Origin of the sequence: Caulobacter rhizosphaerae (assembly GCF_010977555.1) — a bacterium.
Classification (GTDB): domain Bacteria; phylum Pseudomonadota; class Alphaproteobacteria; order Caulobacterales; family Caulobacteraceae; genus Caulobacter; species Caulobacter rhizosphaerae.
The window spans coordinates 1,568,667-1,594,245 of sequence record NZ_CP048815.1; the positions used below are offsets into that span (position 1 = coordinate 1,568,667).

The 25,579-nt window shown below is 69.2% G+C and carries 25 protein-coding genes and 4 pseudogenes; 17 read left to right on the forward strand and 12 right to left on the reverse strand.

Going from position 1 to position 25,579, the window contains the following annotated elements:
* From G3M57_RS07430 to G3M57_RS07455, 6 genes are all read left to right on the forward strand, one after another.
* Entirely contained in the window at positions 1-1,659 is a 1,659-nt protein-coding gene (locus G3M57_RS07430) for a nitrite/sulfite reductase (RefSeq protein WP_163229733.1), read from the forward strand.
* Positions 1,643-2,143 carry a DUF934 domain-containing protein gene (locus tag G3M57_RS07435; protein WP_056761759.1) on the forward strand — a complete coding sequence of 167 codons (501 nt, stop codon included), beginning with the start codon at positions 1,643-1,645 and terminating at the stop codon, positions 2,141-2,143. The genes G3M57_RS07430 and G3M57_RS07435 overlap by 17 nt, the downstream gene beginning before the upstream one ends.
* On the forward strand, positions 2,143-2,934 hold the full coding sequence (locus G3M57_RS07440) for a phosphoadenylyl-sulfate reductase (protein ID WP_230983912.1): 792 nt from the start codon (positions 2,143-2,145) through the stop codon (positions 2,932-2,934). The genes G3M57_RS07435 and G3M57_RS07440 overlap by 1 nt, the downstream gene beginning before the upstream one ends.
* Positions 2,935-3,025: 91 nt before the next feature.
* The gene (locus tag G3M57_RS07445) at positions 3,026-4,561 is read left to right on the forward strand and encodes an alpha/beta hydrolase (protein ID WP_163229735.1); all 1,536 of its coding nucleotides are present in this window, start codon (positions 3,026-3,028) and stop codon (positions 4,559-4,561) included.
* A 48-nt stretch (positions 4,562-4,609) separates the two neighbouring features.
* Entirely contained in the window at positions 4,610-4,987 is a 378-nt protein-coding gene (locus tag G3M57_RS07450; RefSeq protein WP_056761751.1) for a hypothetical protein, read from the forward strand.
* A gap of 34 nt (positions 4,988-5,021) precedes the next feature.
* A complete protein-coding gene (locus tag G3M57_RS07455; RefSeq protein ID WP_163229737.1) occupies positions 5,022-5,492 on the forward strand; it encodes a response regulator transcription factor in 471 nt (156 codons plus the stop codon).
* 36 nt (positions 5,493-5,528) lie between these two features.
* On the opposite strand, the gene G3M57_RS07460 is transcribed toward G3M57_RS07455, so the two are convergent.
* On the reverse strand, positions 5,529-6,020 hold the full coding sequence (locus G3M57_RS07460; RefSeq protein ID WP_132090682.1) for a 3D domain-containing protein: 492 nt from the start codon (positions 6,018-6,020) through the stop codon (positions 5,529-5,531).
* A 350-nt stretch (positions 6,021-6,370) separates the two neighbouring features.
* Here G3M57_RS07460 and G3M57_RS07465 point away from each other — a divergent pair, with 350 nt between their 5' ends.
* Positions 6,371-7,402, forward strand: a complete 1,032-nt coding sequence (locus G3M57_RS07465) for a phospholipase C/P1 nuclease family protein (RefSeq protein ID WP_373287728.1) — start codon at positions 6,371-6,373, stop codon at positions 7,400-7,402.
* A gap of 4 nt (positions 7,403-7,406) precedes the next feature.
* Entirely contained in the window at positions 7,407-7,853 is a 447-nt protein-coding gene (locus G3M57_RS07470; RefSeq protein ID WP_056761739.1) for an NUDIX domain-containing protein, read from the forward strand.
* A 3-nt stretch (positions 7,854-7,856) separates the two neighbouring features.
* Here the strand turns inward: G3M57_RS07470 and G3M57_RS07475 are convergent, their stop codons facing one another.
* Positions 7,857-8,177, reverse strand: coding sequence for a hypothetical protein (locus G3M57_RS07475; protein ID WP_163229741.1), 321 nt, complete (start codon positions 8,175-8,177; stop codon positions 7,857-7,859).
* A gap of 134 nt (positions 8,178-8,311) precedes the next feature.
* On the opposite strand from G3M57_RS07475, the gene G3M57_RS07480 reads away from it, so the two are divergent.
* The 3 genes from G3M57_RS07480 to G3M57_RS07490 all read left to right on the forward strand — a co-directional run bounded on the left by G3M57_RS07480 (position 8,312) and on the right by G3M57_RS07490 (position 10,412).
* Positions 8,312-8,659, forward strand: a complete 348-nt coding sequence (locus G3M57_RS07480) for a GIY-YIG nuclease family protein (RefSeq protein ID WP_056761735.1) — start codon at positions 8,312-8,314, stop codon at positions 8,657-8,659.
* An 8-nt stretch (positions 8,660-8,667) separates the two neighbouring features.
* Entirely contained in the window at positions 8,668-9,234 is a 567-nt protein-coding gene (locus G3M57_RS07485; protein WP_163233679.1) for a DUF2239 family protein, read from the forward strand.
* Positions 9,235-9,311: 77 nt separating this feature from the next.
* The gene (locus tag G3M57_RS07490) at positions 9,312-10,412 is read left to right on the forward strand and encodes a peptidoglycan DD-metalloendopeptidase family protein (protein ID WP_163229743.1); all 1,101 of its coding nucleotides are present in this window, start codon (positions 9,312-9,314) and stop codon (positions 10,410-10,412) included.
* On the opposite strand, the gene G3M57_RS07495 is transcribed toward G3M57_RS07490, so the two are convergent.
* Positions 10,409-11,449, reverse strand: a complete 1,041-nt coding sequence (locus tag G3M57_RS07495) for a ThuA domain-containing protein (protein ID WP_163229745.1) — start codon at positions 11,447-11,449, stop codon at positions 10,409-10,411. The genes G3M57_RS07490 and G3M57_RS07495 overlap by 4 nt on opposite strands.
* Before the next feature lie 18 nt (positions 11,450-11,467).
* Positions 11,468-11,863, reverse strand: a complete 396-nt coding sequence (locus G3M57_RS07500; protein WP_163229747.1) for a VOC family protein — start codon at positions 11,861-11,863, stop codon at positions 11,468-11,470.
* Positions 11,864-11,985: 122 nt separating this feature from the next.
* On the opposite strand from G3M57_RS07500, the gene G3M57_RS07505 reads away from it, so the two are divergent.
* Entirely contained in the window at positions 11,986-12,492 is a 507-nt protein-coding gene (locus tag G3M57_RS07505) for a hypothetical protein (RefSeq protein WP_230983913.1), read from the forward strand.
* A 973-nt stretch (positions 12,493-13,465) separates the two neighbouring features.
* Here the strand turns inward: G3M57_RS07505 and G3M57_RS07510 are convergent.
* Positions 13,466-13,885 carry a hypothetical protein gene (locus G3M57_RS07510; RefSeq protein ID WP_163229749.1) on the reverse strand — a complete coding sequence of 140 codons (420 nt, stop codon included), beginning with the start codon at positions 13,883-13,885 and terminating at the stop codon, positions 13,466-13,468.
* Positions 13,886-13,993: 108 nt separating this feature from the next.
* Here G3M57_RS07510 and G3M57_RS07515 point away from each other — a divergent pair.
* A pseudogene (locus G3M57_RS07515) lies at positions 13,994-14,759 on the forward strand (transposase); the annotation flags it as partial.
* Positions 14,751-15,215 (forward strand): annotated as a pseudogene (locus tag G3M57_RS07520) (IS30 family transposase); the annotation flags it as partial. The pseudogenes G3M57_RS07515 and G3M57_RS07520, both read left to right, overlap by 9 nt.
* Here the strand turns inward: G3M57_RS07520 and G3M57_RS07525 are convergent.
* From G3M57_RS07525 to G3M57_RS07535, 3 genes and pseudogenes are all read right to left on the reverse strand, one after another.
* Positions 15,214-16,128, reverse strand: a pseudogene (locus tag G3M57_RS07525) (IS1182 family transposase); the annotation flags it as partial. The pseudogenes G3M57_RS07520 and G3M57_RS07525 sit on opposite strands and share 2 nt — an antisense overlap.
* Before the next feature lie 184 nt (positions 16,129-16,312).
* Positions 16,313-17,146, reverse strand: a complete 834-nt coding sequence (locus G3M57_RS07530; protein WP_163229751.1) for a flagellin — start codon at positions 17,144-17,146, stop codon at positions 16,313-16,315.
* Between the two features lie 251 nt (positions 17,147-17,397).
* Positions 17,398-18,420 (reverse strand): SDR family oxidoreductase, encoded by a 1,023-nt coding sequence (locus G3M57_RS07535; protein WP_163229753.1) that lies wholly within the window; start codon positions 18,418-18,420, stop codon positions 17,398-17,400.
* Positions 18,421-18,551: 131 nt separating this feature from the next.
* Between G3M57_RS07535 and G3M57_RS07540 the strand changes: the two genes are divergently transcribed.
* Positions 18,552-19,928: an MATE family efflux transporter gene (locus G3M57_RS07540; RefSeq protein ID WP_163229755.1), complete on the forward strand. Its 1,377-nt coding sequence runs from the start codon at positions 18,552-18,554 to the stop codon at positions 19,926-19,928.
* Between the two features lie 27 nt (positions 19,929-19,955).
* On the opposite strand, the pseudogene G3M57_RS27405 reads toward G3M57_RS07540, so the two are convergent.
* The 3 genes and pseudogenes from G3M57_RS27405 to mdoH all read right to left on the reverse strand — a co-directional run.
* A pseudogene (locus tag G3M57_RS27405) lies at positions 19,956-20,044 on the reverse strand (hypothetical protein); the annotation flags it as partial.
* 4 nt (positions 20,045-20,048) lie between these two features.
* A complete protein-coding gene (locus G3M57_RS07545; RefSeq protein WP_163229757.1) occupies positions 20,049-20,951 on the reverse strand; it encodes a cobalamin biosynthesis protein CbiG in 903 nt (300 codons plus the stop codon).
* Positions 20,952-21,059: 108 nt separating this feature from the next.
* The gene (gene mdoH, locus G3M57_RS07550) at positions 21,060-23,066 is read right to left on the reverse strand and encodes a glucans biosynthesis glucosyltransferase MdoH (protein WP_163229759.1); all 2,007 of its coding nucleotides are present in this window, start codon (positions 23,064-23,066) and stop codon (positions 21,060-21,062) included.
* A gap of 270 nt (positions 23,067-23,336) precedes the next feature.
* Between mdoH and G3M57_RS07555 the strand changes: the two genes are divergently transcribed.
* Entirely contained in the window at positions 23,337-23,732 is a 396-nt protein-coding gene (locus G3M57_RS07555; RefSeq protein ID WP_230983978.1) for a copper-binding protein, read from the forward strand.
* Positions 23,733-23,806: 74 nt separating this feature from the next.
* Positions 23,807-24,115, forward strand: a complete 309-nt coding sequence (locus G3M57_RS07560; RefSeq protein ID WP_056757210.1) for a hypothetical protein — start codon at positions 23,807-23,809, stop codon at positions 24,113-24,115.
* Between the two features lie 112 nt (positions 24,116-24,227).
* Here G3M57_RS07560 and G3M57_RS07565 read toward each other — a convergent pair whose 3' ends face one another.
* Positions 24,228-25,445, reverse strand: coding sequence for an RtcB family protein (locus G3M57_RS07565; protein WP_163229761.1), 1,218 nt, complete (start codon positions 25,443-25,445; stop codon positions 24,228-24,230).
* Positions 25,446-25,579 lie beyond the last annotated feature (134 nt).

A 25,579-nucleotide genomic window follows, 5' to 3' on the forward strand; every position in this document is an offset into this window, starting at 1 on the left:
ATGTACCTGTACGATCCCATCGACCGCGAGTTCCTGACCGACCGCTCCAACGAGTTCCGGCATCAGGTGGCGCGCCGCCTGGCCGGCGAGCTGACCGAGGATCAGTTCAAGCCGCTGCGGCTGATGAACGGCCTGTACCTGCAGCTGCACGCCTACATGCTGCGGATCGCCATCCCGTACGGCTCGCTGAACGCCCGCCAGGCTCGCCGCCTGGCCTGGATCGCCCGCACCTACGACAAGGGCTACGGCCACTTCACCACCCGCCAGAACATCCAGTTCAACTGGATCAAGCTGAAGGACGCGCCCGACATCCTGGACGCCCTGGCCGAGGTGGACCTGCACGCCATCCAGACCAGCGGCAACTGCATCCGCAACGTCACCGCCGACCCCTATGCCGGCGCCACGGCCGAGGAGATCGACGACCCGCGGGTGTGGTCGGAAGTCCTGCGCCAGTGGTCGACCCTGCATCCCGAGTTCAGCTTCCTGCCGCGCAAATTCAAGATCGCCATCACCGGCGCCCTGACCGACCGCGCGGCGGTCAAGGTGCACGACATCGGCCTGATCCTGCGCAAGGGCCGTGACGGCCAGATCGGCTTCGAGGTGATCGTCGGCGGCGGCCAGGGGCGCACGCCCTATGTCGGCCCGACCATCCGCTCGTACCTGCCCGCCGAGCACCTGCTCAGCTATGTCGAGGCGATCCTGCGCGTCTACAACCGCCATGGCCGCCGCGACAACATCTACAAGGCCCGGATCAAGATCCTGGTCGCCGCCCTGGGTGCCGAGGAGTTCGCCCGTCAGGTCGAGGAGGAGTGGGGCAAGATCGACGCCGCGCGCGCCAACCTGCCGGCCAGCGAACTGGCCCGCGTCCGCGCCGCCTTCGCCCAGACTCGCTTCGAGACCCTGCCGGCCGTGTCCGAAGCCTTCAAGGCCGCCCGCGCCGCCAGCCCGGCCCTGCAGCGCTTCGTGCGCAACAACGTCAAGCCGCACAAGCAGAGCGGCTATGCGATCGTCGAGGTGTCTCTGAAGGCCATCGGCCAGACGCCGGGCGACGCCACGGCCGAGCAGTTGGAGGTCGTCGCCGACCTGGCCGAGCGCTACAGCCTGGACGACCTGCGCGTGACCCACGCCCAGAACCTGGTCCTGCCGCACGTCAAGCTGGACGACCTGCCGACCGTGCACGCGGCGCTGGAGGCCGCGGGCCTGGCCACCGCCAACATCGACCTGGCCAGCGACATCATCGCCTGCCCGGGCCTGGACTACTGCGCCCTGGCCAACGCCCGCGCCATCCCGATCGCCCAGGACATCGCTCGCAAGTTCGCCGATCCGGATCGCGCCGAGAAGGTGGGCGAGCTGAAGATCAAGATCAGCGGCTGCATCAACGCCTGCGGCCACCACCACGTGGCCCACATCGGCATCCTGGGCGTCGACAAGAAGGGCGAGGAATTCTACCAGCTCTCGCTCGGCGGCTCGGGGGCGGAGGACGCCAGCATCGGCCGGATCCTGGGCCCGGGCCTGTCGGCCGACAAGGTGGCCCCGGCCATCGACGCCCTAGTCGACGCCTATCTGAACATCCGCGCCGGCGACGAGCGCTTCCTCGACACCTATCGCCGCGTCGGCCTCGAGCCCTTCAAGGAGGCGGTCTATGCCCAAGCTGATTAAGCTGACCGGCGACACGGCGCAGTGGGCCGACGACGTCTTCACCCATGTCGGCGACGACGACGCCCTGCCCGAAGGCGACGTGATCCTGTCCCTGGCCCGTTTCCAGGCCGAGGGTGAGATCCTGCTGTCCAACAGCCGGCGCGTCGGCGTGCGGGTCGAGGCGGACCAGGAGGTCGAAGCTCTGGCCTATGACCTGCCGCGCCTGTCGGTGGTGGCCCTGGCCTTCCCGAAATACCGGGACGGCCGCGCCTATACCTCGGCCCGCCTGTTGCGCGAGCGCCTGGGCTTCACCGGCGAGGTGCGGGCGGTCGGCGACGTGCTGCAGGAACAGGCCGGCTTCATGGTCCGCTGCGGCTTCGACGCCTTCGAACCCGCCGACGGCGCGACGCCCGAGGTCTGGACCAAGGCCGCCCACCGCTATCGCCATGTCTATCAACGCGCCGCCGACAACCGTCAGGTGGCGTTCGAGGAAAGGGCCAGCTGATGGCCTACGACCAGACCGTGACCGAGGTGAAGCCGACCGTCGCGACGCAGCCTCTCGTCCCGGAAAGCGGGGCCGCTGACCTGGCGGCGCGGCTGGACGCCGAGCTGCGCGACGCCCACCCGCTGACCATCCTGCGCAAGGCCTACGAGACGTTCGGCGACCAGTTGGCCCTGGTCAGCTCGTTCGGCGCGGAATCAGCGGTGCTTCTGCACCTGGCCAGCCAGGTGTCGACAGCCATTCCCGTGCTGTTCCTCGACACCGGCATGCTGTTCGGCCAGACCCTGGACTACCGCCGGCAACTGGCCGCCAAGCTGGGCCTGACCGACGTGCGCGACCTGCGCCCGGCCTATACCGACCTGGCGGTCACCGATCCCAAGTCGGACCTGTGGCGCACCGACACCGACGCCTGCTGCCACATCCGCAAGGTGCTGCCGCTGGACCGCGCCCTGGGCGAGTTCGCCGCCTGGACCACGGGCCGCAAGCGGTTCCACGGCGGCGACCGCCTGCGGCTGCGGGTGGTCGAGGAGGCTGACGGCAAGATCAAGTTCAACCCCCTGGCCAACTGGGGCAAGGCCGAGTTGGAGGCCTATGTCGCCGAGCACGACCTGCCGGCCCATCCGCTGGTCGCCCAGGGCTTCCCTTCGGTCGGTTGCTGGCCGTGCACCAAGCCGGTGGAGGACCCCAACGCCGACGTCCGCGCTGGCCGCTGGGCCGGCCAGGACAAGACCGAATGCGGCATCCACGTCGCCCGGGCCCCCGGCGCCGCGCCGAACGTGGGCGAGGGGATCTAAAGCCTCGGCGGCTCTTGACGCCAGGACGTCGCTGTCTGAGCCTGCCTTCTACGTTCGGTTGAGAGGGGCGGGCGATGAGGGCGGTGCTGGCGTGCATGTTCGCGGCCTTGATCGCCGCTTCGACCCTACCCGCGACCGCCGAGCCGCTCCGTGCGCCGGGCAGGTCGCCACCGAGCCCGGCGTCGCTACCGCCCTCGACGGCTCGACCATGGCCTACGAGATCGGCACGCTGTACGTACCCGAGAACCGCGCCAAGCCGGGCAGCCGGCTGATCGGCGTCGGGTTCGCGCGCGTCCGGGCCGCCCGCGCCACGGACGCCCCACCGATCGTGCTGCTGGCGGGAGGTCCCGGCGTCACCATGCTGGACATCGTGCTCGACCACGACGAAGCCGCCAGGCGGCGGGTCAAGGCGTGGCAGGCCTACGCCCAGGTCGCCGACCTGATCGTCATTGAGCAGCGGGGCTATACCCTGCGCGGCGACCTGATGGAGATCGACAGCCCGGCCCTGCCGCTGGACCGGCCGTCGACCACGGCCCAGGATATCGAGGTCACCCGCGACCTGGCCCGCCGGGCCCAGGCGGCCTATCCGCAAGCGGACCTTTCCGGCTATTCGATCACCCAGATCGCCGACGACGTCGACGACCTGCGCCAGGCCCTGGGCTACGACAAGGTCAGCCTGGTGGCGGCCAGCTTCGGCTCGCAATGGGCCTTCGCGGTCCTGAAGCGCCATCCGGGCCGCGTGGCGCGGGCGGTGATCTCGTCGGCCGAGCCGCTGGATTACGGCTACGACATGCCCTCGCAGGTGTTCGCGGCCTTCCAGCGCATCGCCGTCGAGGCCGACGCCGATCCCGGCCTGGAGCCCTATCTGCCGCCGGGCGGGCTGATCGCGGCGATGCGGGCCGTGCGCGACCGGTTCGCGGGCGGACCGGTCACCGTGACGGTCGAGGACGAGGGCGGCCAAGCACGCCGGATCGTGCTGGGCCTAGAGGATTATCAGCTGGCCCTGATCACCTATTCGGCCGACGCCGCCGCCTTCCCGCGCTTCGTGGTGTCGGCCTATCACGGCCACTACGAGGCGTGGGCTAGGGACGCCATCGGCTGGCGCGCGTCCGAGAAGCGGTCGCTGATCAATCCGCTGATCAATATCGGCCTGGACATGACCGCCGAGCGCAAGAGCCTGCTGTGGAGCGATCCGGCCCTGCCGATGCTGGGAAACTGGAACTTCGCCGCCTATCTGGCGACCAAGGGCGAGTGGGCGACGCCGGACGCCGGCGACGCCTTCCGCCGGCCGGTCCAGGACCCGACTCCGGTGCTTTTCGTCCAGGGCGACTGGGACACCTCGACGCCGATCGAGAACACCCTGGCCATGTTGCCCTATTTCCCCAACAGCCGGACGATCGTCCTGCATCGCGCCCAGCATAACGACCCGTTCGCCCTGTTGCGCGGCCGACCCGAGGTGGCGGCCAAGGTTTACGACTTCCTGCGCGACGGCCGCACGACGGACCTGCCGGCCGAGGTGCAGCTGGACCCTGTAACCTTTGCCAGGCCGGACTTTCCAGCGCCTGGGCGCGCGGTTTCGACGCAGGGAACCAGGCCCGACACATCCCCAAGGTTAAATCGCCGTTAGGCCTCGCCTCGTAGCTTCGGCCTGGGTTCGGGAGAAAAGATCTTGTCGATGGTCGCGAGTGAGCTTCGGTCGGACGTCGCGGCGACGTTCGACGTCCTGTCGTGGGAGCTGGAGCTGGCCGGCGCCCGCTGCATCTTCCTGGACACGTTGATCGGCAAGCTGCTGGGGACCGTAGCGCCCGAGCATCGCGAGCAGCTGATCGAAGGCATTCAGGCCGTGGACCTGCTCAGCCAGCACCTGACGGGCCTGTCGACCTTCGCTCGAAGCCTCAGCCAGACCGTGGCCGCGCCCGAGCAGATCGAGGTGGGCGCCGCCTTGCAGAGCGTGACCCTCGGCGCCCTGGCCGATAGGATGACCTCGTCGTTCGGCGGCGACGAAGCGGGCATCAACGACGGCGACGACGCCGGCGACCTGGATCTCTTCTGATGACGCGCCGCCGACACAAACTGCGGGGACGCCCATGAACATGGTTCAACCCGGCACGCGGATCCTGGTCGCCGACAGCGACCGGGCAGTCCTGGAAATGCTGCAGATCCGCCTGGACCTGGCCGGCTATCACGCGTTGGCGGCCCGCAGCGGCCCGGCCGCGCTGGAAATGGCGCACAACATGCGCCCGGCCCTCATGGTGCTGGACCTGGCGATCACCGAAATGACCGCCTTCGAGGTGATGGCGGCGCTGCAACGCGACGTCTCGCGCCCGTGCGGCCAGATCCTGCTGGTGGGTAAGCGACTGGGCGTCGACGAGGTCAAGCGCGGCGCTGCTCTCGGCGTCCGGGCCTGCATGCTCAAGCCGTTCAGCGGCGCGGACCTAGTCGAGCGGGTCGGCAAGATGCTGAAGCCGGCTTCGCCCGCGCCGTCGCCGGCCGGCGCGGTGGGATCGCGGATGCCGCCCGCAGGCCGGCCTTCGCCGTCCAGCGACGTCTTCATCTAGGAGATCCCGGAAGGCTTCGCCTCCGGGCGACGCCGGCTATTCCGGCGGGCAGCCCTTGAACTCGCCGACCTTGGTCACCGAGAGGGTCGAGAGGTTCAGGCCCATCAGGGGCTTCATCGAGGACGCGCCCTGGCCGCTGAACAGGTCCAGCTTGTTGCCCTTGATCGCCCCGCCGATGTCGGAAGCGTACCAGTAGCCGTCGTGCTTTTCGCCGTTGGGCATCGGCAGGCCGACGGTCTCCTTGATGAACACCACGGTGCGGCGCGGGATCACGGTCTTGTCGACCGCCAGGGTGCGCATGGCCACCACCTTGCAGCCCAGGCTGTCGAGGGCGCGGATGCCCTTGGCGCCGGCGTGGTAGAGCGTGGCCTTCATCTTGTATTCGACCGACCCCGGCATCGTGCCCGTCAGCGCGCCGGTGATCAGATCGCCCAGCGGATCGGGCTTGGAGTCCGAGTCGGCGGCCAGGGCGGGGAGGGCGATGGACATGGCCGCGATGGCCAGAAATCCCGCAAACGTGCGTCGCATCGAGGGGTTCCTCTTATCGGCGTAGAGTGTCGGTCGGCGGCCTGATTACTAAGATCACAGCCGCGTGACAACCCACCAGGAGGCGACCTGATGCCGCGCCGCACCCTTAGCGGCGGCGCGCGGCGCCATCGTTCGAACGCACTTTTGGTTCCCTGATGAGCGTTAACCGGGAACGGGCAAGGGATTGCACGCTGACGCTTGGAGCGGAAACGCCGCGCTCTGGCGGTCGGCGTCGGGGTGGCATAAACCGGAGGCGTCCGCGGCTTTTCGGCGGTGCACGCGTCTTGGGCCGGTCCGCGGGGCAGGGTGAGTCGCGGCGGTCGCCCGGTCGTCCGTTCGTTGGAGTGCGCATGAAGTCGTCCGTCCGCCTTTTCGCCAGCGTCGCGATGATCGCCGCCATGGCCGCCCCCGCCAGCTCGGCCCTGGCCTGGGGCGCCTGGGGCCACCGTATGGTCGGCGTGGTCGCCGCCGAGAGCCTCCCCAGCGACCTGCCGGCCTTCCTGCGCACGCCCGAGGCGGCCGCCGCGATCGGCGAATACGCCCGCGAGCCGGACCGCTGGAAGGGCTCGGGCAAGGTCCACGACACCGACCGCGACGCCGCCCACTTCCTCGACATCGACGACGAGGGGCGGATGTACGGCGGGCCTAAGTTCACGCTGGAAACCCTGCCGTCCACCCGCGCCGACTACGAAAAGGCCCTGACCGCGGTCGGCCACGACAGCTGGAACGCCGGCTACCTGCCGTATTCGATCATCGACGGCTACCAACAGCTGGTGAAGGACTTCACCTACTGGCGCATCCTGCAGTCGGTCTCCGCCACCGAGAAAGACGCCACCCGGAAAGCCTATTACGTCGCCGACCTGAAGCGGCGCGAGGACCTGCTGGTCCGCGACCTGGGCGTCTGGGCCCACTATGTCGGCGACGCCAGCCAGCCGCTGCATCTGAGCGTGCACTACAACGGCTGGGGCGATTACCCCAATCCGAATGGCTACACCCAGAGCAAGGCCACCCACGGCAATTTCGAGGGGCCTCTGGTCAAGGCCGTGGCGGTCGACGCCGACGTCAAGGCGCTGGTGCCGGCCTACAAGGACTGCGGCTGCACGATCGAGGCGCGGACCGTGACCTATCTGAGCACGACCGTCGGCTTCGTCGAGCCGCTGTACAAGCTGGAGAAGGAGGGCGGACTGGTCGCGACCGACCCGCGCGCCAAGGCCTTCGTCGACGAGCGCCTGGCGGCCGGGGCGACCCAGCTGCGCGACATGGTCGTCGACGCCTGGAAGGCCAGCGCCACGGGCAAGATCGGCTATCGTCCCGAGATCACGGTCGACGACGTGACCAGCGGCAAGGCCGATCCGTGGAACGACCTTTACGGCAAGGACTGATCCCATGCAGGCGTTCGACGCGCCCGAGCCGGGCCTGGAGTACAAGCACCGCTGGGCCGCCTTCGGCATCGCCGAGGGGGCTGACGGGACCATCGCCCTGGTCGAGGTGCGCAAGCCGGGCCGGGCGCCCTATTTCGACCTGCCGGGCGGGGCGGTCGATGGCGACGAGGACGAGCACGCCGCCGTGGTGCGCGAGTTCGGCGAGGAGACCGGCCTGGTCGTGGAGGTGGGGCGGCGGGTGATCGAGGTCAGCCAGCCCTTCCTGAAGTCGAACGGCCAGCCGGTCTGCAACAACGGCGGCATCTATGTCGTCCGCGTCACTGGCCAGCGGTCCGAGCTGAAGGTTGAGGACGACCATACGCTGGTATGGCTGGACCCGCGCGACGCGGTCGTCGCCCTGAGGCACGACGCCCACGCCTGGGCCGTGGCGGCCTGGCTGCGGCGGGGCTAAGGCCTACCTCAGCAGGGCCTTGGCCTTCTCCGGCGCGACCTGGTCGAAGATCATCTTCAGGTGCGTGTCCTTGGCGTGGTCGTTGTGCAGGTCCCAGGCCAATGACACGGGCAGCTTCAGTCGGCCGCCGTCGGCCAGCCTGGCCACGAGGACGCGCCATGAAAAGCCGTCGCCGGGATCGCCCAGCGGATTCTTGAACTCAAGCGGCGCGGGATCGCGCAGGCGGAAAGCCCGGCCCTCGTGCGCCTCGAACCAGGCGATATCGGCCTGGGCGATCGGGTCGACGGCTGGAGCGATCAGCCTGCCCTTGAGATTGCGGACCATATCGGCCTCCGGAATGGGAGCGGGGTCTCTAGCGTCTTTGGGTCCCGCGAGCCAGCGGGCGAAGGTGGGGCATTAGCGGATTAATATACCCGGATAATATTGACTTCATAAAATACCCGGGTAAAAAGCCGCTCATGGAAAAGACGAACAACCGGCGCGCCCTGGTGCGCGACTACAAGGACCGCAGGGTCCAGGCGGGGATCTACGCCGTCCGCTGCGCGGCGACCGGCGAGGTCTGGATCGGCGGCACGCCCGACCTGTCGACCCGCCAGAACGGCGTCTGGTTCGCCCTGCGCATGGGCGGCCACACCAGCCCGACCCTGCAGCAGGCCTGGAACGCCCACGGCGAGGCGGCCTTCGGTTTCGAGGTGCTCGAAGTCCTCGACGACCAGGGGCTGGAGCGGCTGGGCCGGGCCTCGCTGCTGGTCGAGCGCCGCGAGCACTGGCGCGCGACCCTGCACGCCGAGGAATTGCGGCGGTGAGCGGCCCGATGACGTCCTATGTGCTGTTCGAGGGCGAGCGGCGGCTCGCGGCCGGTCCGAAGCTGGAGGTGGCGGTGGCCGCCCAGGCTCGCCTGGCCCAGGCGCCGGACGCCTCGCTGCTGATCTTCGACCCCGAGGGACGCCAGGTGGATTTCGACCTGCGGGGCGGACCCTGGGACATTGCGCTGCGGTTGGGGGTGGGCGAGCCCGCGCCGCGCGGCCGCGGACGGCCCAAGCTGGGCGTCACGGCTCGCGAGGTGACCCTGCTGCCGCGCCACTGGGAGTGGCTGGCCGCCCAGCCGGGCGGCGCGTCGGTCGCCCTGCGCAAGCTGGTCGAGGCCGCCCGTCGCGAGAGCGAAGGGCCCGACCGCCGCCGCAGCGCCCGCGACGCCGCCTACCGTTTCGCCTCGGCCATGGCCGGCGACCGGCCGGGCTTCGAGGCCATGAGCCGGGCGCTGTTCGCCGGCGACGCGGCCGGGTTCGCGGCGCGGATCGCCGACTGGCCGACGGACGTCCGCGACCACCTGCGGACCCTGGCGAGCGAGGCGTTCGAGGCGTCCATTACCGAAGTTTAACAGCCGTTACAGAGGTTTAAGGCCGAGATCCCGGGGCGGCGTGGCAGGGTGCGCCGATCACGAAACGGGGGACCCGAATGAAACTCATCGCCTCGCTGCTGGCGCTCGGCCTCTGGGCCGGCGGTTCGCAAGCCGCCCTGGCCCAGGCCCGCATCCTGCCCGAGCGGCCCTATCTGGAGCCGACGGCGGCGGGGGCCAGCGCCAATTTCGACGTGCTGATCACCAACGACAAGGCCTGGCCGGTCGAGGTCTCGGAGGTCACGGTGACCACCCTGGATACCGGCGGCGCGGCGGTGCTGGAGCGGCGGATCGACGGCAACGGCTTCGCCCCGGCCATCGAAACCATCGCCAATCGGGTGCTGGCGCCTGGCGAGACCCGGCTGTTCTTCAACCCGTTCCCGGAGCTCCCCGGCGACGTCGCCGCCTCGGCCATGCGGGTGCGGGTGACGCTGGAGCGCGTGACGAAGGAGGGCGAAACGGCGCCGGCCGGCGAGGTCCCGACCGTGGTCGAGGCCAAGGCCGTCTTCGCGAGCGCGCCCGCCTGGACCCGCAAGCTGGTGCTGCCGGTGGAGGGCCGGGTGCTGGTCTGGGATGGTCACGACCTGCTGTCGCACCACCGCCGGTTCGACACCCAGCATCCGTTCCTCAAGCAGATGGGCATCGGCGCCAACGCCATGCGCTATTCCTACGACCTCGTGCCCGTCGACGCCGAGGGCCGGATGGCGGCGGGCGATGCGACGCGCAACGAGAGCTATCTCGGCTTCGGCCGCCCGGTGCGGGCGCCGGCCGACGGCATGGTGGTGGCGGCTCTGGACAGCCGGCCGGACGACAAGAGCTTCGATCCGGGCGAACTGAAGGACGCGCCGAACGCCCTGTTCGGCAACTATGTCGTGATCCGCCATGCCGACGGCCTGTTCAGCATCCTGGGCCACATCCGCCAGGCCAGCCTGAAGGTGAAGGTCGGCGATCCGGTCAAGGCGGGCCAGCCCGTGGCGGCGATCGGCGCCTCGGGCAGCTCGCTGTTTCCGCATCTGCACTATCAGTTGATGACCGGCCCCAGCATGCGCGACGAGGGCGCGCCCAGCGGGTTCGCCGGCCTCACCCGGGTACGCGGCGCCGTACGCACCCCGGTGGTCAACGGCGCGATCGACAGCGGCGACGTGGTGGAGGGGCGCTAGCGGGCGCCGCCCCGCGCCAGCACGTCCGCCAGCACCGCCTTGTAGGCCGTGTCGAACGGCGCGCGGTCGCTGTCGGGCTTGGCCGGATAGACCGTGCGCAGGTCGGCGATGCGCTGGGCGGTGGCGGCCTGCCATTTCGGGTCCATCTTCAGCAGCCGGCCGAGGATCGCCTTGTCGTCGCGGCCGGCGGCGGGCTCGTAGGCCAGCAGCGCCTTCACCTGCCACAGGAACTGGCGCAGCGTGTCGGGGCTGGCCTCGCCGTCGGTGCGACGGCCGGTCCAGTTCACCGCCGCGACGATCTGCTTGCGAAAGCGCGGATCGTCCCAGGTCGAGGGCGTGTGGCCCAGGTTGGTGAAGAACAGCCGGCCCTGGCCGACCTGGCGCGCCCAGGCGACCGGCACGGCGTAGGGCCGCTTCAGCGGCGTGCCGGCGAAGTCCAGCGTCTGCAGCACGCGCACCTTGGCCGGGTCGAAGTCGCTGTGCTGGTAGATCTCCTCGGCATAGTCGAACCCGACCGGCCACATGGCCACCAGGGCCAGGTCGGGATCGAGCGTCTCGACGCGGATCGGCGTGCCCTGGGTCCAGGGATGGCCGGCGAACTTGCCGTTGATGAAGCGGGTATAGGTCTCGCCGGGGCCGTCATAGGGCCAGCCGGTGTCGGTGGCGCTGTGGACGCCGACGAAGCCCAGCTTGCCGGCCTTCACGCGCGACTGGACGACCGCCCAGGCCTCGGGCGAGATCGGCAGGGCGCCGGTGGTGTAGAACACCAGCACATCGACGCTCGCCAGCCGCTCCGGCGTGATCTCGCGGGCGTCCTGGGTGACCTCGGCGGTGAAGGCGCCGCTCTCCTGGCCGATGGCCTTTATCGCGATCTCGGACGGCGCAAGGCCGCCGCCCTCGGGCCGGGCGACGGGGGCGTGTTTCCAGCCGACCGACTGGTCCAGATAGAGCACCCGCAACGGAACAGGCTTGGCCATGGCCGGGGCGGCGACCAGGGCCGCGACGGCGACGAACAGCAGGGCGAGGATGCGACGCATGGGGTGGAGCATGGGGGATCAGGCCTTGGTCTTGGGCTGCAGCAGGTCCCAGCGGTTGCCGTACAGGTCTTCGAAGACCGCGACGCTGCCATAGGCTTCGTGGCGGGGCGCCTCGAGGAACCTCACCCCGGCGGCGCTCAGTCGGGCGTGGTCGGCCTCGAAGGCGTCGGTGTGCAGGAACAGCCAGACCCGGCCGCCGCCCTGGCCGCCGACCAACGCCGTTTGCTGGTCATCGCTGGCCTTGGCCAGCAGGAAGCGCGTGCCGGCCGCGCCCGGCGCGACCACGACCCAGCGCTTGCCACCGCCCAAGTGGCTGTCCTCCACTAGGGAAAACCCCATCTTGCCGACATAGAAGGCCAGGGCCTCATCGTAGTCGCGGACGAGCAGGGACAGGAGGGCGAGGTGCTGGGCCATGGAGACTCACTCGGTGACATCCCTGCTTAGCACGAGGACGCGAGGTATGATCCGCGGGTGATCGACGCCCGATTGAAGCATACTGCCCGGGTCGCCGACGATCCGCCTGTGGAGAAGCCGCCATGTTCGCACGTTCGATCCTCGCTTCGGCCATCGCCCTGGCCCTCGCGGCCGGCGCCGCCGGGGCCCAGGTTCCCGAGACCAAGGTCACGCCCGTGGAAGCCGCCGACCTGCCGCCGGCCGTGGTCGCGGCGGTCACCAAGGCCGCGCCGGGCCTGAAGATCAAGGCGGCGGAACTCAAGGTGCGCGAGGACCGGCGCTATTATGATGTCGAGGGGACCTTGCCGGACGGCGCAGAGATCGAGTTCGACCTGCTGGAGGCCGGCGGCCGGTGGAAGATCGTCGAGACCCAGCGCGACGTCGCCTGGACCGCCACGCCCCAGCCGGTGCGCGACGCCGCGGTCAAGGCCGCCCCCAAGGTCGCGCCGGTCCGGGTGATTGAGAGCACCCAGGCCGACGGCGAGGTGATCTACGAGCTGTTCGCCGAGGGCCAGCCCAAGACCCCGGCCCTGGAGGTCAGCTGGAAGGGCGGCAAGGCCAAGGTGCTCACCGAGGTCTGGCCGCATTAGAAGAGGCGACATGCTCATGGCATGGGCCCGGCGCTCAGGCCCGATGCGCCGCGATCCCCCTCCGGCCCTCCGGGCCACCTCCCCCAGAGGGGGAGGATCTAGCACCGCTCAGATGCTCCCCCTCTGGGGGAGCTGTCGCGAAGCGACTGAGGGGGTCTTTCACGGACACGGCTCTTCGACCTCGGCCCTTCGCGGGCGAGTGGGCGGGGAGGCGCGGAGCGGTCCGGGCCCAGCCCGGATGACCGTGGGTTTAGAGTGTGCGTTTCGGCTAGACCTGACCGCTCCGCGAAACCGTTTGTCTCAAGGGACGACGACTGAGGGCTTGTTTCATCCCGGTCGGCGTTTCCCCTCAGGCGGGCAGGATCAGGTCGCCCGGAAGGGGCCGTCGGCGACTCCGACTGATCCTGGAACAGGCCGGTTTGAACTCCCAGCCCCGTCGACCCGCCTGTCCCGCCATCGTCCCCACCAGGCCTTGGAGCCTTCTGAGCCCCGCCGCCCGCCGCGATCCGATCGCCAGGCCCAGGCGGCCCCGCTCGGTTCCACCCCCATCGCCTGCTTGGGCCGGTACCAAGAGCCCTCCCCCGCGATAGGGACAGCTTCGATTGTGCAGGAGGTTTGAGGCCCGAGGACCGGTGACGCTGCTTTTTCTGCAGGGCGTTGGAAGGGCTGGGGTTTGTAGCGCCGACGACGGGGATTGAGCGGCGTCCATCCTCCCCAATTGCCGTCATCCTCGGACTTGTTCCGAGGACCCCTCGTTCAGCCGCGTTGTCGCTCCAGACGGAACCACGGCCTCACCGCTCAACGGACCAGCCTCCTTCGCAGTGGAGGCAGGGGTCCTCGGAACAAGTCCGAGGGTGACGAGCGTTGGGGAAATGTTGTGAGCCCGCCCGCAGCGGCGAGGCCCCATGCGGAGCGATGGGATTTGCCGGAAAAGAGACAGCCCGAAGGTCCGAGACGGGTGGATGCCGGACATTCACCGCTGAGGCGAAAACCGGTGCTCTCGTCGAGGGCCAATCTGACGATGCCTGCGCCATTCGGCGATGACAGCGACAATGCCAAGCGCGACTATCACGGGCTCTGCGCCGAAAATTACGAGCGCCACGCGTTTGTAAACGTCAGGGAATGGTGACAGGAACAAGCGCCAAATCAGGTCCATGGCGAGAAGCGCAGCCAAGGCGATAGCCGCCGGTGCCCACTCCCACGCACGAAGCCGAATGGTGCGAATGAGCGATGGAATTAAAGCGCCAAGGACTGACAAGAACATCGCGAGCGACAGCGCTGGACCGACCGGGAAGCCGTGCGCGATCCCCACATACCATTGGGCTACGAACGAAGCCGCAGTCGCCATGAAGAAGACGATGGTGACACCATGGGGTAGTCTCTTCGGCTGCATGGCTTAGTGTCGCACGCCATATGAATGTCGCCAACGGGTCGAGGCTGTGTGAAAACACCGCCAAATCGGCTAGAATCCTGATGCTGGAGTAGCAGTCGGGAGGTGGAGTTGAGCCGCTTCGTTGAGGGTTGTGATCGCCGACAGCCGACGCTGCTTCCCGAATGTCTGGACGACTACGTGGCCGAGGAGAACCCGGTACGTGTGGTCGATGTCTTCGTCGACGAGATGGATCTGGCGTCGCTGGGCTTCGAAGTGATGCCGGCGGCGACAGGACGTCCGGCCTATCATCCGGCCATGCTGCTCAAGCTCTACGTCTATGGCTACCTGAACAAGGTGCAGTCCAGCCGCCGGCTGGAACGCGAGGCGCGGCGCAATGTCGAGCTGATGTGGCTGACGGGCCGGCTGGCGCCCGACCACAAGACCATCGCCGACTTCAGAAAGGATAACGGCCCAGCGATCCAGGCGGCCTGCGCCCAGTTCGTGGTGCTGTGCCGGCAGATCGGCCTGTTCGGCGCGGCCCTGGCCGCCATCGACGGCAGCAAGTTCAAGGCGGTCAACACCCGCGACAAGAACTTCACAGCCAACAAACTCAAGAAGCGCCTGGAGCAAGTGGCCGAGCACATCGCCGGCTATCTGCGCGACCTGGACACCGCTGACCGTCAGGAGGGTGAGGCCGCCGAGACGCGATCGGAACGCCTGAAGGAGAAGGTCGAGCGGCTCCGCGAGCAGATGCGCTGGCTGCAGACCATGGAAGCCAAGATCGCGGCCTCTCCCGACGGCCAGGTCTCACTGACCGATCCCGACGCCCGGTCGATGGCCACCAGCGGACGTGGCAGCGGCATGGTCGGCTACAACGTCCAGTCCGCCGTCGACGCCGATCAGTCGCGAGATCCTGCGCAACGGCGGGCCGGAACGGTATCGAGCAACCAGCGCCGATCGAGCGGCGTGGGACCGGGCGTTGCGTCCGAAGCGATGCAAGCTGGCTTGCCGTCCCGCCCTGGCCCGGACAGTATCCGCCAAGCTGCGACGCAAATGGTCGCCCGAGCAGATCGCCGGCTGGCTCAAACGCACCTGGCCCGAGGAGCCGCACAATCAGGTGTCGCACGAAACCATCTACCGCAGCCTGTTCATCCAGACCCGAGGGGTGCTGAAGAAGGAACTGCTGGACCACCTCAGGGCACGGCGGACCATCCGCCGCTCCCGCCACGCCAGCCTAAAGCGAAGCGGCCTGGGCCAGATCAAGGATGCGGTCTCCATCCGCGAGAGGCCGGCCTGCGTTGAGGATCGCGCCGTGCCGGGCCATTGGGAAGGCGACCTGATCGGCGGGTCTCCTCGCCAGAGAAATAGCCGCGGTCGGCCAGCACATCGAGGGCTTCAACGCCCAGAGCATCCTTGGCCTGCGCGGCCATTGACGAGAGCTGCTGGCGATCGCTGCCGGTCATGATCACGTCGTGGGCGACGATCAGGTGATGCTCGGCGTCGACGGCGGACTGGACGTTGTAGCCGACCATGCCGCTGCCACGTCCGCTGGTGGCCATCGACCGGGCGTCGGGATCGGTCAGTGAGACCTGGCCGTCGGGAGAGGCCGCGATCTTGGCTTCCATGGTCTGCAGCCAGCGCATCTGCTCGCGGAGCCGCTCGACCTTCTCCTTCAGGCGTTCCGATCGCGTCTCGGCGGCCTCACCCTCCTGACGGTCAGCGGTGTCCAGGTCGCGCAGATAGCCGGCGATGTGCCCGGCCACTTGCTCCAGGCGCTTCTTGAGTTTGTTGGCTGTGAAGTTCTTGTCGCGCGTGTTGACCGCCTTGAACTTGCTGCCGTCGATGGCGGCCAGGGCCGCGCCGAACAGGCCGATCTGCCGGCACAGCACCACGAACTGGGCGCAGGCCGCCTGGATCGCTGGGCCGTTATCCTTTCTGAAGTCGGCGATGGTCTTGTGGTCGGGCGCCAGCCGGCCCGTCAGCCACATCAGCTCGACATTGCGCCGCGCCTCGCGTTCCAGCCGGCGGCTGGACTGCACCTTGTTCAGGTAGCCATAGACGTAGAGCTTGAGCAGCATGGCCGGATGATAGGCCGGGCGTCCTGTCGCCGCCGGCATCACTTCGAAGCCCAGCGACGCCAGATCCATCTCGTCGACGAAGACATCGACCACACGTACCGGGTTCTCCTCGGCCACGTAGTCGTCCAGACATTCGGGAAGCAGCGTCGGCTGTCGGCGATCACAACCCTCAACGAAGCGGCTCAACTCCACCTCCCGACTGCTACTCCAGCATCAGGATTCTAGCCGATTTGGCGGTGTTTTCACACAGCCTCGGTCGTAAGCCGCCAGGGCCGTCGTGCCCAAAGCCGGACCTTCACAACGCCCCCTCGCGGCGCGAACGGCGTCCTCACTGGAGCGCCCGACGGAACGCCGGATCCGCCCGGGCGCGTCAGCCGCCGAACAGTTTCAGCAGGTAGCTGGGCGCGGAGTTGGCGATGCTCAACGACTTGATGGCCAGCTGCTGCTTGACCTGCAGGGCCTGCAGCTTGGTGGCTTCCTTGGCCATGTCGGCGTCGACCAGCCGGCCGACCGAGGCGTCCAGGGTGTCCTGCAGCTTGTCGATGAAGCCCATGTGGGTCTCCAGGGCGTAGGACCGCGTGCCCAGGCTCGAGAGGGCCGAGGTGACGTTCTGGATCGCCCCGCTCATCGCCTTGATCTCGGCGGCGCTGATCGGCGCGCCCAGCAGGTCGGCGCGCATCCCCGACAGGGCCGCGCCGGTGGTCGACAGGTCCACGTGGTCGACGTCGATGGTGTCGCTGGCGTCGGCGTTGGCCAGGGCCCGCACCTGGCCCGTATTGCCCGAGGAGATCAGGTTGATCCCGTTGAAGTCGGCGTTTCCCACCGTGCGGTCGATCTGCCGCTTCAGCGACAGGTAGTCGTCGTTCAGAGCCTTGCGGCTGGTGGTGTTGAGGCTGGTGTCCGAGGCCGCCAGCATCTTCTCCTTCATCTGGGTCAGGAGGTCGGTCACCGTCTCGCCGGCCGCCAGGGCGACGTCGGTGATCGACTGGCCGCGCTGCAGCGAGGCGCGCACGGCGTCCAGGGCGTGGGACTCGGACCGCTGGTTCTGGGCGATGGCCCAGACGGCGGGATTGTCCTTGGGGCTGGAGATCGCCAGGCCGGTGGCGATGTGGCGCAGGGTGTCGGACAGGTCGCGGTTGATCGCGTTCAGCGACTGCAGGGCGATCATCGCCCCGACATTGGTGTTGATGCTGTTGAACGACATCGACGGACCGCTTCCAGGATCGGCCGCGAAGCCGAAGGCGCGTTTTGCGCCCGACGGTCAACCTAGACTGGCAGACTTAGCCGTTCGTTAGCGGTCTAGGTTAAGGGCGGCGGAGACGAGAGGTCCCTTCCCTGTGGGAGGGGTGTCGGCGCAGCCGACGGGGAGGGGAGTGACGGGCGCTCCGAAAACTCCCCCCACCGGTCGCTGCGCGACCGCCTCCCCCACAGGGGGAGGATCTGGTGGGCCGACACCTAGCCCCCGCTGTACCCGCCGATGATCGGCAGCACCTCGCCGGTGATGTAGCTGGAGGTCTGGGGCGAGGCCAGGAAGACGTAGGCGGGGGCGATCTCCTCGGGCTGGGCGGGGCGCTTCATCGGGGTCTGGCCGCCGAACTGGGCCACCTGGGGCGCCAGCTTGTCGGCAGGGTTCAGGGGCGTCCACACCGGGCCCGGGGCCACGGCGTTGACCCGGATGCCCTTGTCGACCAGGTGGGCGGCCAGCGAGCGGGTGAAGGCGTGGATGCCGCCCTTGGTCAGGGAGTAGTCCAGCAGGTCCTTGTTGCCCAGCATGCCGGTGACCGAGCCGGTGTTGATGATCGCCCCGCCAGGCGGGATCACCTTCACCGCCGCCTGGGCCATGTGGAAATAGCCGTAGAGATTGGTCTTCAGCGTGCGGTCGAAGTGCTCGGGCGTCAGGTCCTCGAAGGCGGTGACGTGCTCCTGGAAGGCGGCGTTGTTGACCAGCACGTCCAGCTTGCCCAGCTCGGCGACCGTGCGCTCGACGGCGGCCTTGGCGTAGGCGGGATCGGCCACGTCGCCGGGCAACAGGATGGCGCGGCGGCCTTCGCGCTCGACGGCGGCCCGGGTCTCGGCCGCGTCCAGCTCCTCGTCCAGATAGGCGATGGCCACGTCGGCCCCCTCGCGGGCGAACAGCACCGCCACGGCCCGGCCGATGCCGCTGTCGGCCCCGGTGATCAGGGCGACCTTGCCCTCCAGCTTGCCCGAGCCCTTGTAGAACGGCGCGTCGTACATCGGGGCCGGATCCAGCTTGGCCTCGATCCCCGGCTTGACCTGGTGCTGCTCGGGGAAGGGCGGGGCGGGATAGGGGCGGGCGCCGGCCTGCATGGCGGGCTTTTCCTCCTTCTGGTCGCCGTCTTGGCCCTTCTCCTGAAACGAGCGCTGCTCCTTGGCGTCCAGCGGGGCCTGGATGTCGCGCTCGGCCTGGGCGGCGCGCTCGGCGGCGGGTTCGAACTGCGGGGTTTCGACGTCGGGCATGGAGGCCTCCTGCGGCTGACGACGGCGAAACTGACGGGCCGCGCGGATGTTCCAAGCGGTAGCGCGCAAGCGGGGGTTGCTCAAAGCTGGAGCATCGGTCACCTTCCCGGCCTCTTGGAAAGGCCCTGAAGATGTCGCGTTCCGCGGCCGCGCCGGCTCCCCGCCCCGGGAAGCCGCACGGCGTCATTGTCTCCGACCTGATCGAGCTGCTGCGGCTGGCCGGGCCCGTGGTGCTGTCGCGCCTGGGCATCATGGTCATGGGCCTGACCGACGCCATCGTCGTCGGCCACTTCTCGGCGACGCAGCTGGGCTTCCACGCCATGGCCTGGGCCCCGACCTCGGTGTTCGTGACCATGACGGTCGGCCTGCTGGTCGGGGTGCAGGTGATGGCCTCGCGGGCCACCGGGGCGGGCAGGCCGCACGAGACCGGCGCGGTGCTGCGGCGCGGCGTGGTCTACGCCCTGTGGCTGGGCGTCGCCGGCGCGGCCTTGCTGGCGATCGCCGGGCCGCCGCTGATGCACCATGCCGGCCTCGACACGGCCCTGGCCAACGGGGCCACGGCGCCGCTGGTCGTCTTCTCCCTGTCCCTGCCGCTGTTCGCCCTGAGCGTGACGCTGAGCTTCTGGCTCGAGGGCCTGGGGCGGCCGGGCCTGGTGACCGTGGCCATGTGGTTCGCCAACCTGATCAACCTGGCGGCCAACCTGCTGCTGGTGCCGGGGACGTTCGGCCTGCCGGCCCTGGGCGCGGTGGGCGCGGCGTGGTCGACCTTCGTGGCGCGGGCGGCCTTCGCGGCGATGCTGGCGGTGGTCATCGTGCGCCTGAAGGACGCCAGGGCCATGGGGGTGTTCGACCGGCCGGCGCCCGACCTGGCCGCCGCGCGCGAGCAGCGCCGGATCGGCTACGGGGCGGGCGGCTCCAACCTGTTCGAGTCGGGGGCCTTCGCCGGCATGAGCCTGGTGGCCGGCTGGCTGGGCGGCTATTCGGTGGCCGCCTGGGCGGTGGTGCTCAACGTCGTGGCGGTGATCTTCATGGTCCCGCTGGGCCTGTCGACGGCCACGGCGGTGCAGGTGGGCCGGGCCTACGGCGCGCGCGACTCCAAGGGCATGAGCCGGGCCGGCTGGGTCGCCTTCGGGGTGACCGCGGCCTTCTCGCTGCTGGTCACGGTGCTGCTCTATCCCCTGCGTCACCTGGTGGCGGGGGCCTACACCACCGATCCGGCCGCCCTGACCCTGATCGCGCCGGCCCTGGCGCTGAGCTGCCTGTTCCTGATCCCCGACGCTGTCCAGGTGGTCTGCGCCCAGGCCCTGCGGGCGCGGGGCGAGGTGTGGATCCCGACCGCGACCCACATGATCAGCTACGCCCTGGTCATGGGCCCCCTGGCCTGGTGGCTGGCCCTGCCGATGAAGCTGGGCGTCGACGGCATCGTCTGGTCGGTGATCATCACCAGCTTCCTGGCCGCGGGCCTGCTGCTGGGGCGGTATCGGATGCTGGACCTGAAGGAACGATAGCCGCCATGGGTCCTTCGAGGCCCGCTACGCGGGCGCCTCAGGATGAGGAACTCTGTGCTGATTGCCTCATCCTGAGGTGCGAGGCGTAGCCGAGCCTCGAAGGACGCACGGCGTTTCCGCCTAGATCGCCGCCCCCAAAATCCAGCCCTCTTCGGTCTGGGCGTCCACCACCAGGTCGGCCGGGGCGTCCTTGCTCGGGCCGAACAGGGCGGCCAGCTTGCCGGCCTCGTCCAGCTTGGCGAAGTGCTCGGCCAGGGCGCGCACCTGGGCGGCGTCCTTGATCTCGCCGGGGGCGGGGGTGGCCTTGACCAGCGAGGGGTAGACCTCGGCGATCACCACCTGCACGCCGTCCAGGTCGGCCTCGGTCAGGGCCTTGAAGCCGGTCTCGAACGGCCAGACCCGGGCGGCGTCGCCGCGGGCGTCCTTCAGCCGGCGCGCGGCCGGGATGCCGACGATCGCCTGGCCGCCGACCGAGCCGTTGTAATAGAGCTTCCAGATCGAGGCCGCCCCTTTGGCCGCCAGGTCCGCGTGGCGGAACTCGGGCAGGTCGCCCGGTCCGTGCTCGCGGGTGCGCTTGGGCTGCAGGGTAGTCAGGGCGTCCTTGGGCGGGCAGCCCCAGAACGGGAACGGCCCGCCGGTCAGCCGACGGTTCAGCTCGGAACCGACGCCGAAGCGGTTGTTGGTGTTGTCGGCCTTGTCCTTGACCATCTTGGCCAGCTGGTCCCAGACCGCGCGCCAGGGATGGTCGCCCTTCAGGGACAGGGCCGCCGTGACGCCGCGCGGGAAGCCCAGCGGAAAGTCGAAGCCGACCAGGGCCCGCTCGCCGCGCTTCTTCAGGTCGTCGAGGATCGTCGCCAGCTTGGCCTCGGCCTCCTGGCGGGTGGGCGGGTTGAAGCTCTCGAAGGTCAGCCGGAAGCGCACGTCGCGCTTCATCACGCCGATCCACACGGAATCCGCCCCCGTGGTCGGCTTGGCCGCCGCGCTCCAGTCGACGATCACATAGGCGCTGAAGAGGCGCGACACGGCGGACGCTCCGTTTGGATTGAACGAAGCGCGCTTCTACTCCGGTCGGGCGAAGGCGACCACCCTTAAGCGAGCATAGGCGCTATCGGACGCTGGACCGATAAGGCCCTAGGCGGCGTTCCGTTCCGCCGCCGCGTCGGCGATCAGGACCGGGGCCGGCTGGCGGCTGAACCAGCGGGCGGGCGGCTCGCAGGCCGGGCCCAGGGCGGCGCGGACGATGGCCGGCGGGCGGCGCTCCTCGGGGGTCATGAACAGGCCGTTGGACTTGACGCCCAGGCCGGCCAGCTTGTGGGCGCCCAGCATGGTCAGCGGCACGGCCAGGATCAGGCCGGCCAGGATCGGCATCGTCGCCGTCAGCAGGTCGGGGGTGAACCAGAAGGCCACGGCCAGGGCCAGGCCGGTGACGCTGATCCAGCCCATGGCCGCGAAGGCTTCCTTGCCGGTCACCTTGTCGGCGTCGCGGCGCTGGGTCGCCCAGCCGCCGACCTTGCCGGCCAGGATCTCGACCAGGGCGCGGGTCTGGGTGAACATCAGCATCGGGGCCACCAGGGCCGAGAGCAGCATCTCCACGCCCAGGCCGGCCAGGATCCGGCGGCGGCCGCCGAAACCCTTGATCTCGTTCTTGCGCGAAAAGACCAGGATCGAGCCCAGGATCTTGGGGCCGAACAGCAGGACGAAGGTGATGATCATCGCCCAGGCGGTGGCCTGGATCTCGCGCCAGTCGATCAGGGCGTGGGCCGCGGCCTGCAGGTCGGCCATGGTGAAGGCGGCCTTCTTCAGCTCGGGCATCAGCATGCGCGAGATGATCCCCGACGACAGGGCCACGAACCACAAGGGCGAGAGCACGTAGCTGAGCACGCCGATCACCAGGTGCAGGCGGCTCATCCAGTGCAGGCCGGGCAGGCCGACCAGCGGGATGTGCTGCACGTTGCCCCGGCACCAGCGGCGGTCGCGGGTGGCGAAGTCCAGCAGGTTGGAGGGGCTCTCTTCATACGAGCCGCCCAGATAGGGGGCCAGGTGCACGCCCCAGCCGCCGCGGCGCAGCAGGGCGCTTTCCAGGGCGTCGTGGCTCATCACCTCGCCGCCGAACGGCTTGGGGCCGTCCAGGCTGGGCAGGCCGCAGGTCTCGGCGAAGGCGCGGGTGCGCACGATGGCGTTGTGGCCCCAGAAGCTGCTCTCCGAGCCCGACCACCAGGCCAGGCCGGTCCATGCGACGCGGCCGTAGAGGCGCGTGGCGAACTGCAGGGTGCGGGCGAAGATCGTCTGGCCGTTGATGATCATCGGCATGGTCTGGATCAGGCCCACGCGCGGATGGCGCTCCATGGCGTCGGCCAGGCGAACCATGGCCTCGCCGGTCATCAGGCTGTCGGCGTCCAGCACCAGCATGTGCTCGTAGTCGCCGCCCCAGCGGGCCACCCAATCAGCGATGTTGCCGGCCTTGCGGCCCGTGTTCTGGGTGCGCTTGCGATAGAAGACGTGGCTGTTGGCCTCGCGGCGGAAGCGGGCGAAGCAGGCCTGCTCGGCCAGGGCCACGGCGGCGTCGCGGGTGTCGCTGAGGATGAAGATGTCGAAGGCGCGGCTGGCGCCCGTTTCGGCGATCGAGGCGTCCATGGCGCGCAGGCGGGCGAACACCTCGGCGGCGTCCTCGTTGTGCACCGGCATCAGGATCGCCGTACGGGCCTTCGGCTTGGGCATGGGCGAGGCGGCGCTGTCGTCGATGCCCAGCGGGTCGCGGGGCTTGCCCAGCAGCACCACGAAGCCGACCACGGCGGTGCAGAACCACAGGGCCAGGGCCAGGAACAGCGGGACCAGCAGGGTCAGGACCACGGCTTCCAGGCGGGTGACGCCGCCGAGGGCGATGGTGTCGTAGGTGGCCCGCCAGCCGGCGAAGGCCATAATCGCGGTGGCGACGAACACGCCCCAGCGGCGCAGCACCAGGTTTTCCTGGGCGGTGGCGACCGGCTTGGCCTGGCCCTGCCAGAAGGCCAGCGGCTGGACCGGCATGGCCAAGGGTGCGTCGGCGGGGATCTCGACCCGGTCGCTGGTGGAGACCGCCATGTCGTAGGCGACGCTCCGCGAGGAGGTCAGGTCGAAGAAAGCGCCGCGTTCGCTCATCAGGTCCATCGTCTCGGCTGTCCGGTTCGGATGGATCCGAGGGCCGGGCCTCTCCGAAGGGGGCTCGAGAGGCGCAAGGCCGGCCTTCACGGGACGCGCTAGATCGCTAGGGATGGAGGTCCTCTAGGATCGGCGTGCTCGGTTCGGGCGGTCCGGCGTGGTCTCGACGACCGGCGTGGAGAGCCGCCGGCAGGCCTTAGAGTAAAACTTCGATCACAAAATCGCTACCACAATCGCCGGCCTTTTCGCACTTGCGGCAAAAAACCTTGTATGAGTGACGTGTTCGGATCGATCCGCCAAATTTCGAAAACTGATAAGCCCATGAAAATCAAAGCAATATCAGCCGGTTTCCTGATGGTGGCGCTTGCCGCCTGCGGTCCGGGCAAGCCGGCGAAAACCGCGTCCGAGGCCCCGGCGACGACTGCGGCGGCGCTTCCGGCGGGCCCGGAATACGATTCGACGGGCGTCATCGCCGGGCTTGAGGGCCAGGCGGTAACGCTCGATCACGAGGGCGCGAGCGCGGCGAAGCTGGCGCCGGGCCGTACCGTTTTCCAGGCCTATGGCGACATCCTGGCCGAGGCGCCGCTGACGCCCGGCGCGCGGATCGCCTTCAAGTTCCACAAGGTCGGCGAGGCCTGGGAACTGACCGAGTTGAAGGCCCGCTAGGCAGTTCCCCAGCTCGGCCATGGAACGGGGGTCGGAGGCGGCCGTTGATCGGGTCCAACTTCAAGGACATCACCATGGCTGACGACACCGCGCCGCAAGACGGCTCGCGCCCCGGAGTGCTGGGCGACTTCTCCCAGGCCCAGGACCTGGGCCAGCCCGGCCATCCCGAGGACCGCGTCTCCGAGACCGACGTCAAGGAGGCCTTCCAGACCGCCGACACCCCGACCAGCCGCAAGGTCGAGCCGCTGCCGGAGGGCGAGAAGCCCGACCACCTGGCCGAGCACGTCGAGCAGGCCGAGGACCGCCAGGAGGCCCTGATCGACGAGAGCCTGGAGGAAAGCTTCCCCGCCAGCGACCCGCCGAGCGCCAAGCACATCACCTGAGGCGGACCCGCCAACGCGAAACGCCGCCCGGTCACAGACCGGACGGCGTCCCGCTCTTTGGCTTGGCGCATTTTCGTCACGCGAACCGGCGTCCACTTCGCTTGAAAATGCCTTAGCCCTTCACGCAGACGACCTGGCGCAGCGTGTGGACGATGTCCACCAAGTCGCTCTGGGCGGCCATGACCGCGTCGATGTCCTTGTAGGCCATCGGCGTTTCGTCGATCACCTCGGCGTCCTTGCGGCATTCGACGCCGGCGGTGGCGGCCACGTGGTCGGCGATCGTGAACCGCCGCTTGGCCTCGGTGCGGCTCATCGCCCGCCCGGCGCCGTGCGAGCACGTGCAGAACGAGTCCGGGTTGCCCCGGCCGCGCACGATGAACGACTTGGCGCCCATCGAACCCGGGATGATTCCCAGCTCCCCGTCCTTGGCCGAGACCGCGCCCTTCCGGGTCAGGTACACGTCCTTGCCGAAGTGCTTCTCCCGCGACACGTAGTTGTGGTGGCAGTTCACCGCTTCCTGCGTGACCACGAGGTCGGGAAAGGTCCGCTTCAGCACCCCCAGCACCTGCTCCATCATCACCTCGCGGTTGGCCCGGGCGTACTTCTGCGCCCAGGACACGGCCCGGACGTAGTCGACGAAGCCCTCGCTGCCTTCGGCGAAGTAGGCCAGGTCCTGGTCGGGCAGGTTGATGTACCAGCGCTTCATCTCGTGTTTGGCGCGCTCGATGAAGTAGGTCCCGAACCGGTTGCCGACGCCGCGCGAGCCCGAGTGCAGCATCACCCAGACGTCGCCGGCCTCGTCCAGGCACAGCTCGACGAAGTGGTTGCCCGTGCCCAGCGTGCCCAGGTGGCCGAAACCGCGCGGGTGGGCCGCCTTCGGGTGCCGGGCCACGACGTCGTCATAGCCGGCCTTCAGGCCTTCCCACCTGTCCGCCGCGGCCGCCGGCGGCTCGACCTGCCAGGCGCCCGTGTCGTTGCGCCCGCCGTTGTCGGTCCGGCCGTGCGGCACCGCCGCCTCGATGTCCGAGCGGACGCCGAACAGGTTGTCGGGCAGGTGCTCGGCGCGGATCGAGGTGCGCACCGCCATCATGCCGCAGCCGATGTCGACGCCCACGGCGGCCGGGATGATCGCCCCCAGGGTGGGGATCACCGAGCCGACCGTCGCGCCCATCCCCCAGTGCACGTCGGGCATGACCGCCACGTGCTTGTGGATGAAGGGCAGGGCGGCGACGTTGCGCAGCTGCTTGAGGGCGGAGTCCTCGATGGGCACGCCCCGGGTCCACGCCTTGATCGGCGCGCCGTCGCTTTCGATGTGTGTGAAGCCGCTCATGGGCTTCTCCTTTTCCAAACCGCCCTTCCTGGCGACATGGTCGGAAAGCCTCTCGCACAAAACGAAGAAACCCCTCCGGCCAGGCCAGGAGGGGCTTCTACGAACATCCCGAGTTCAGACGAACCCTAGACCGG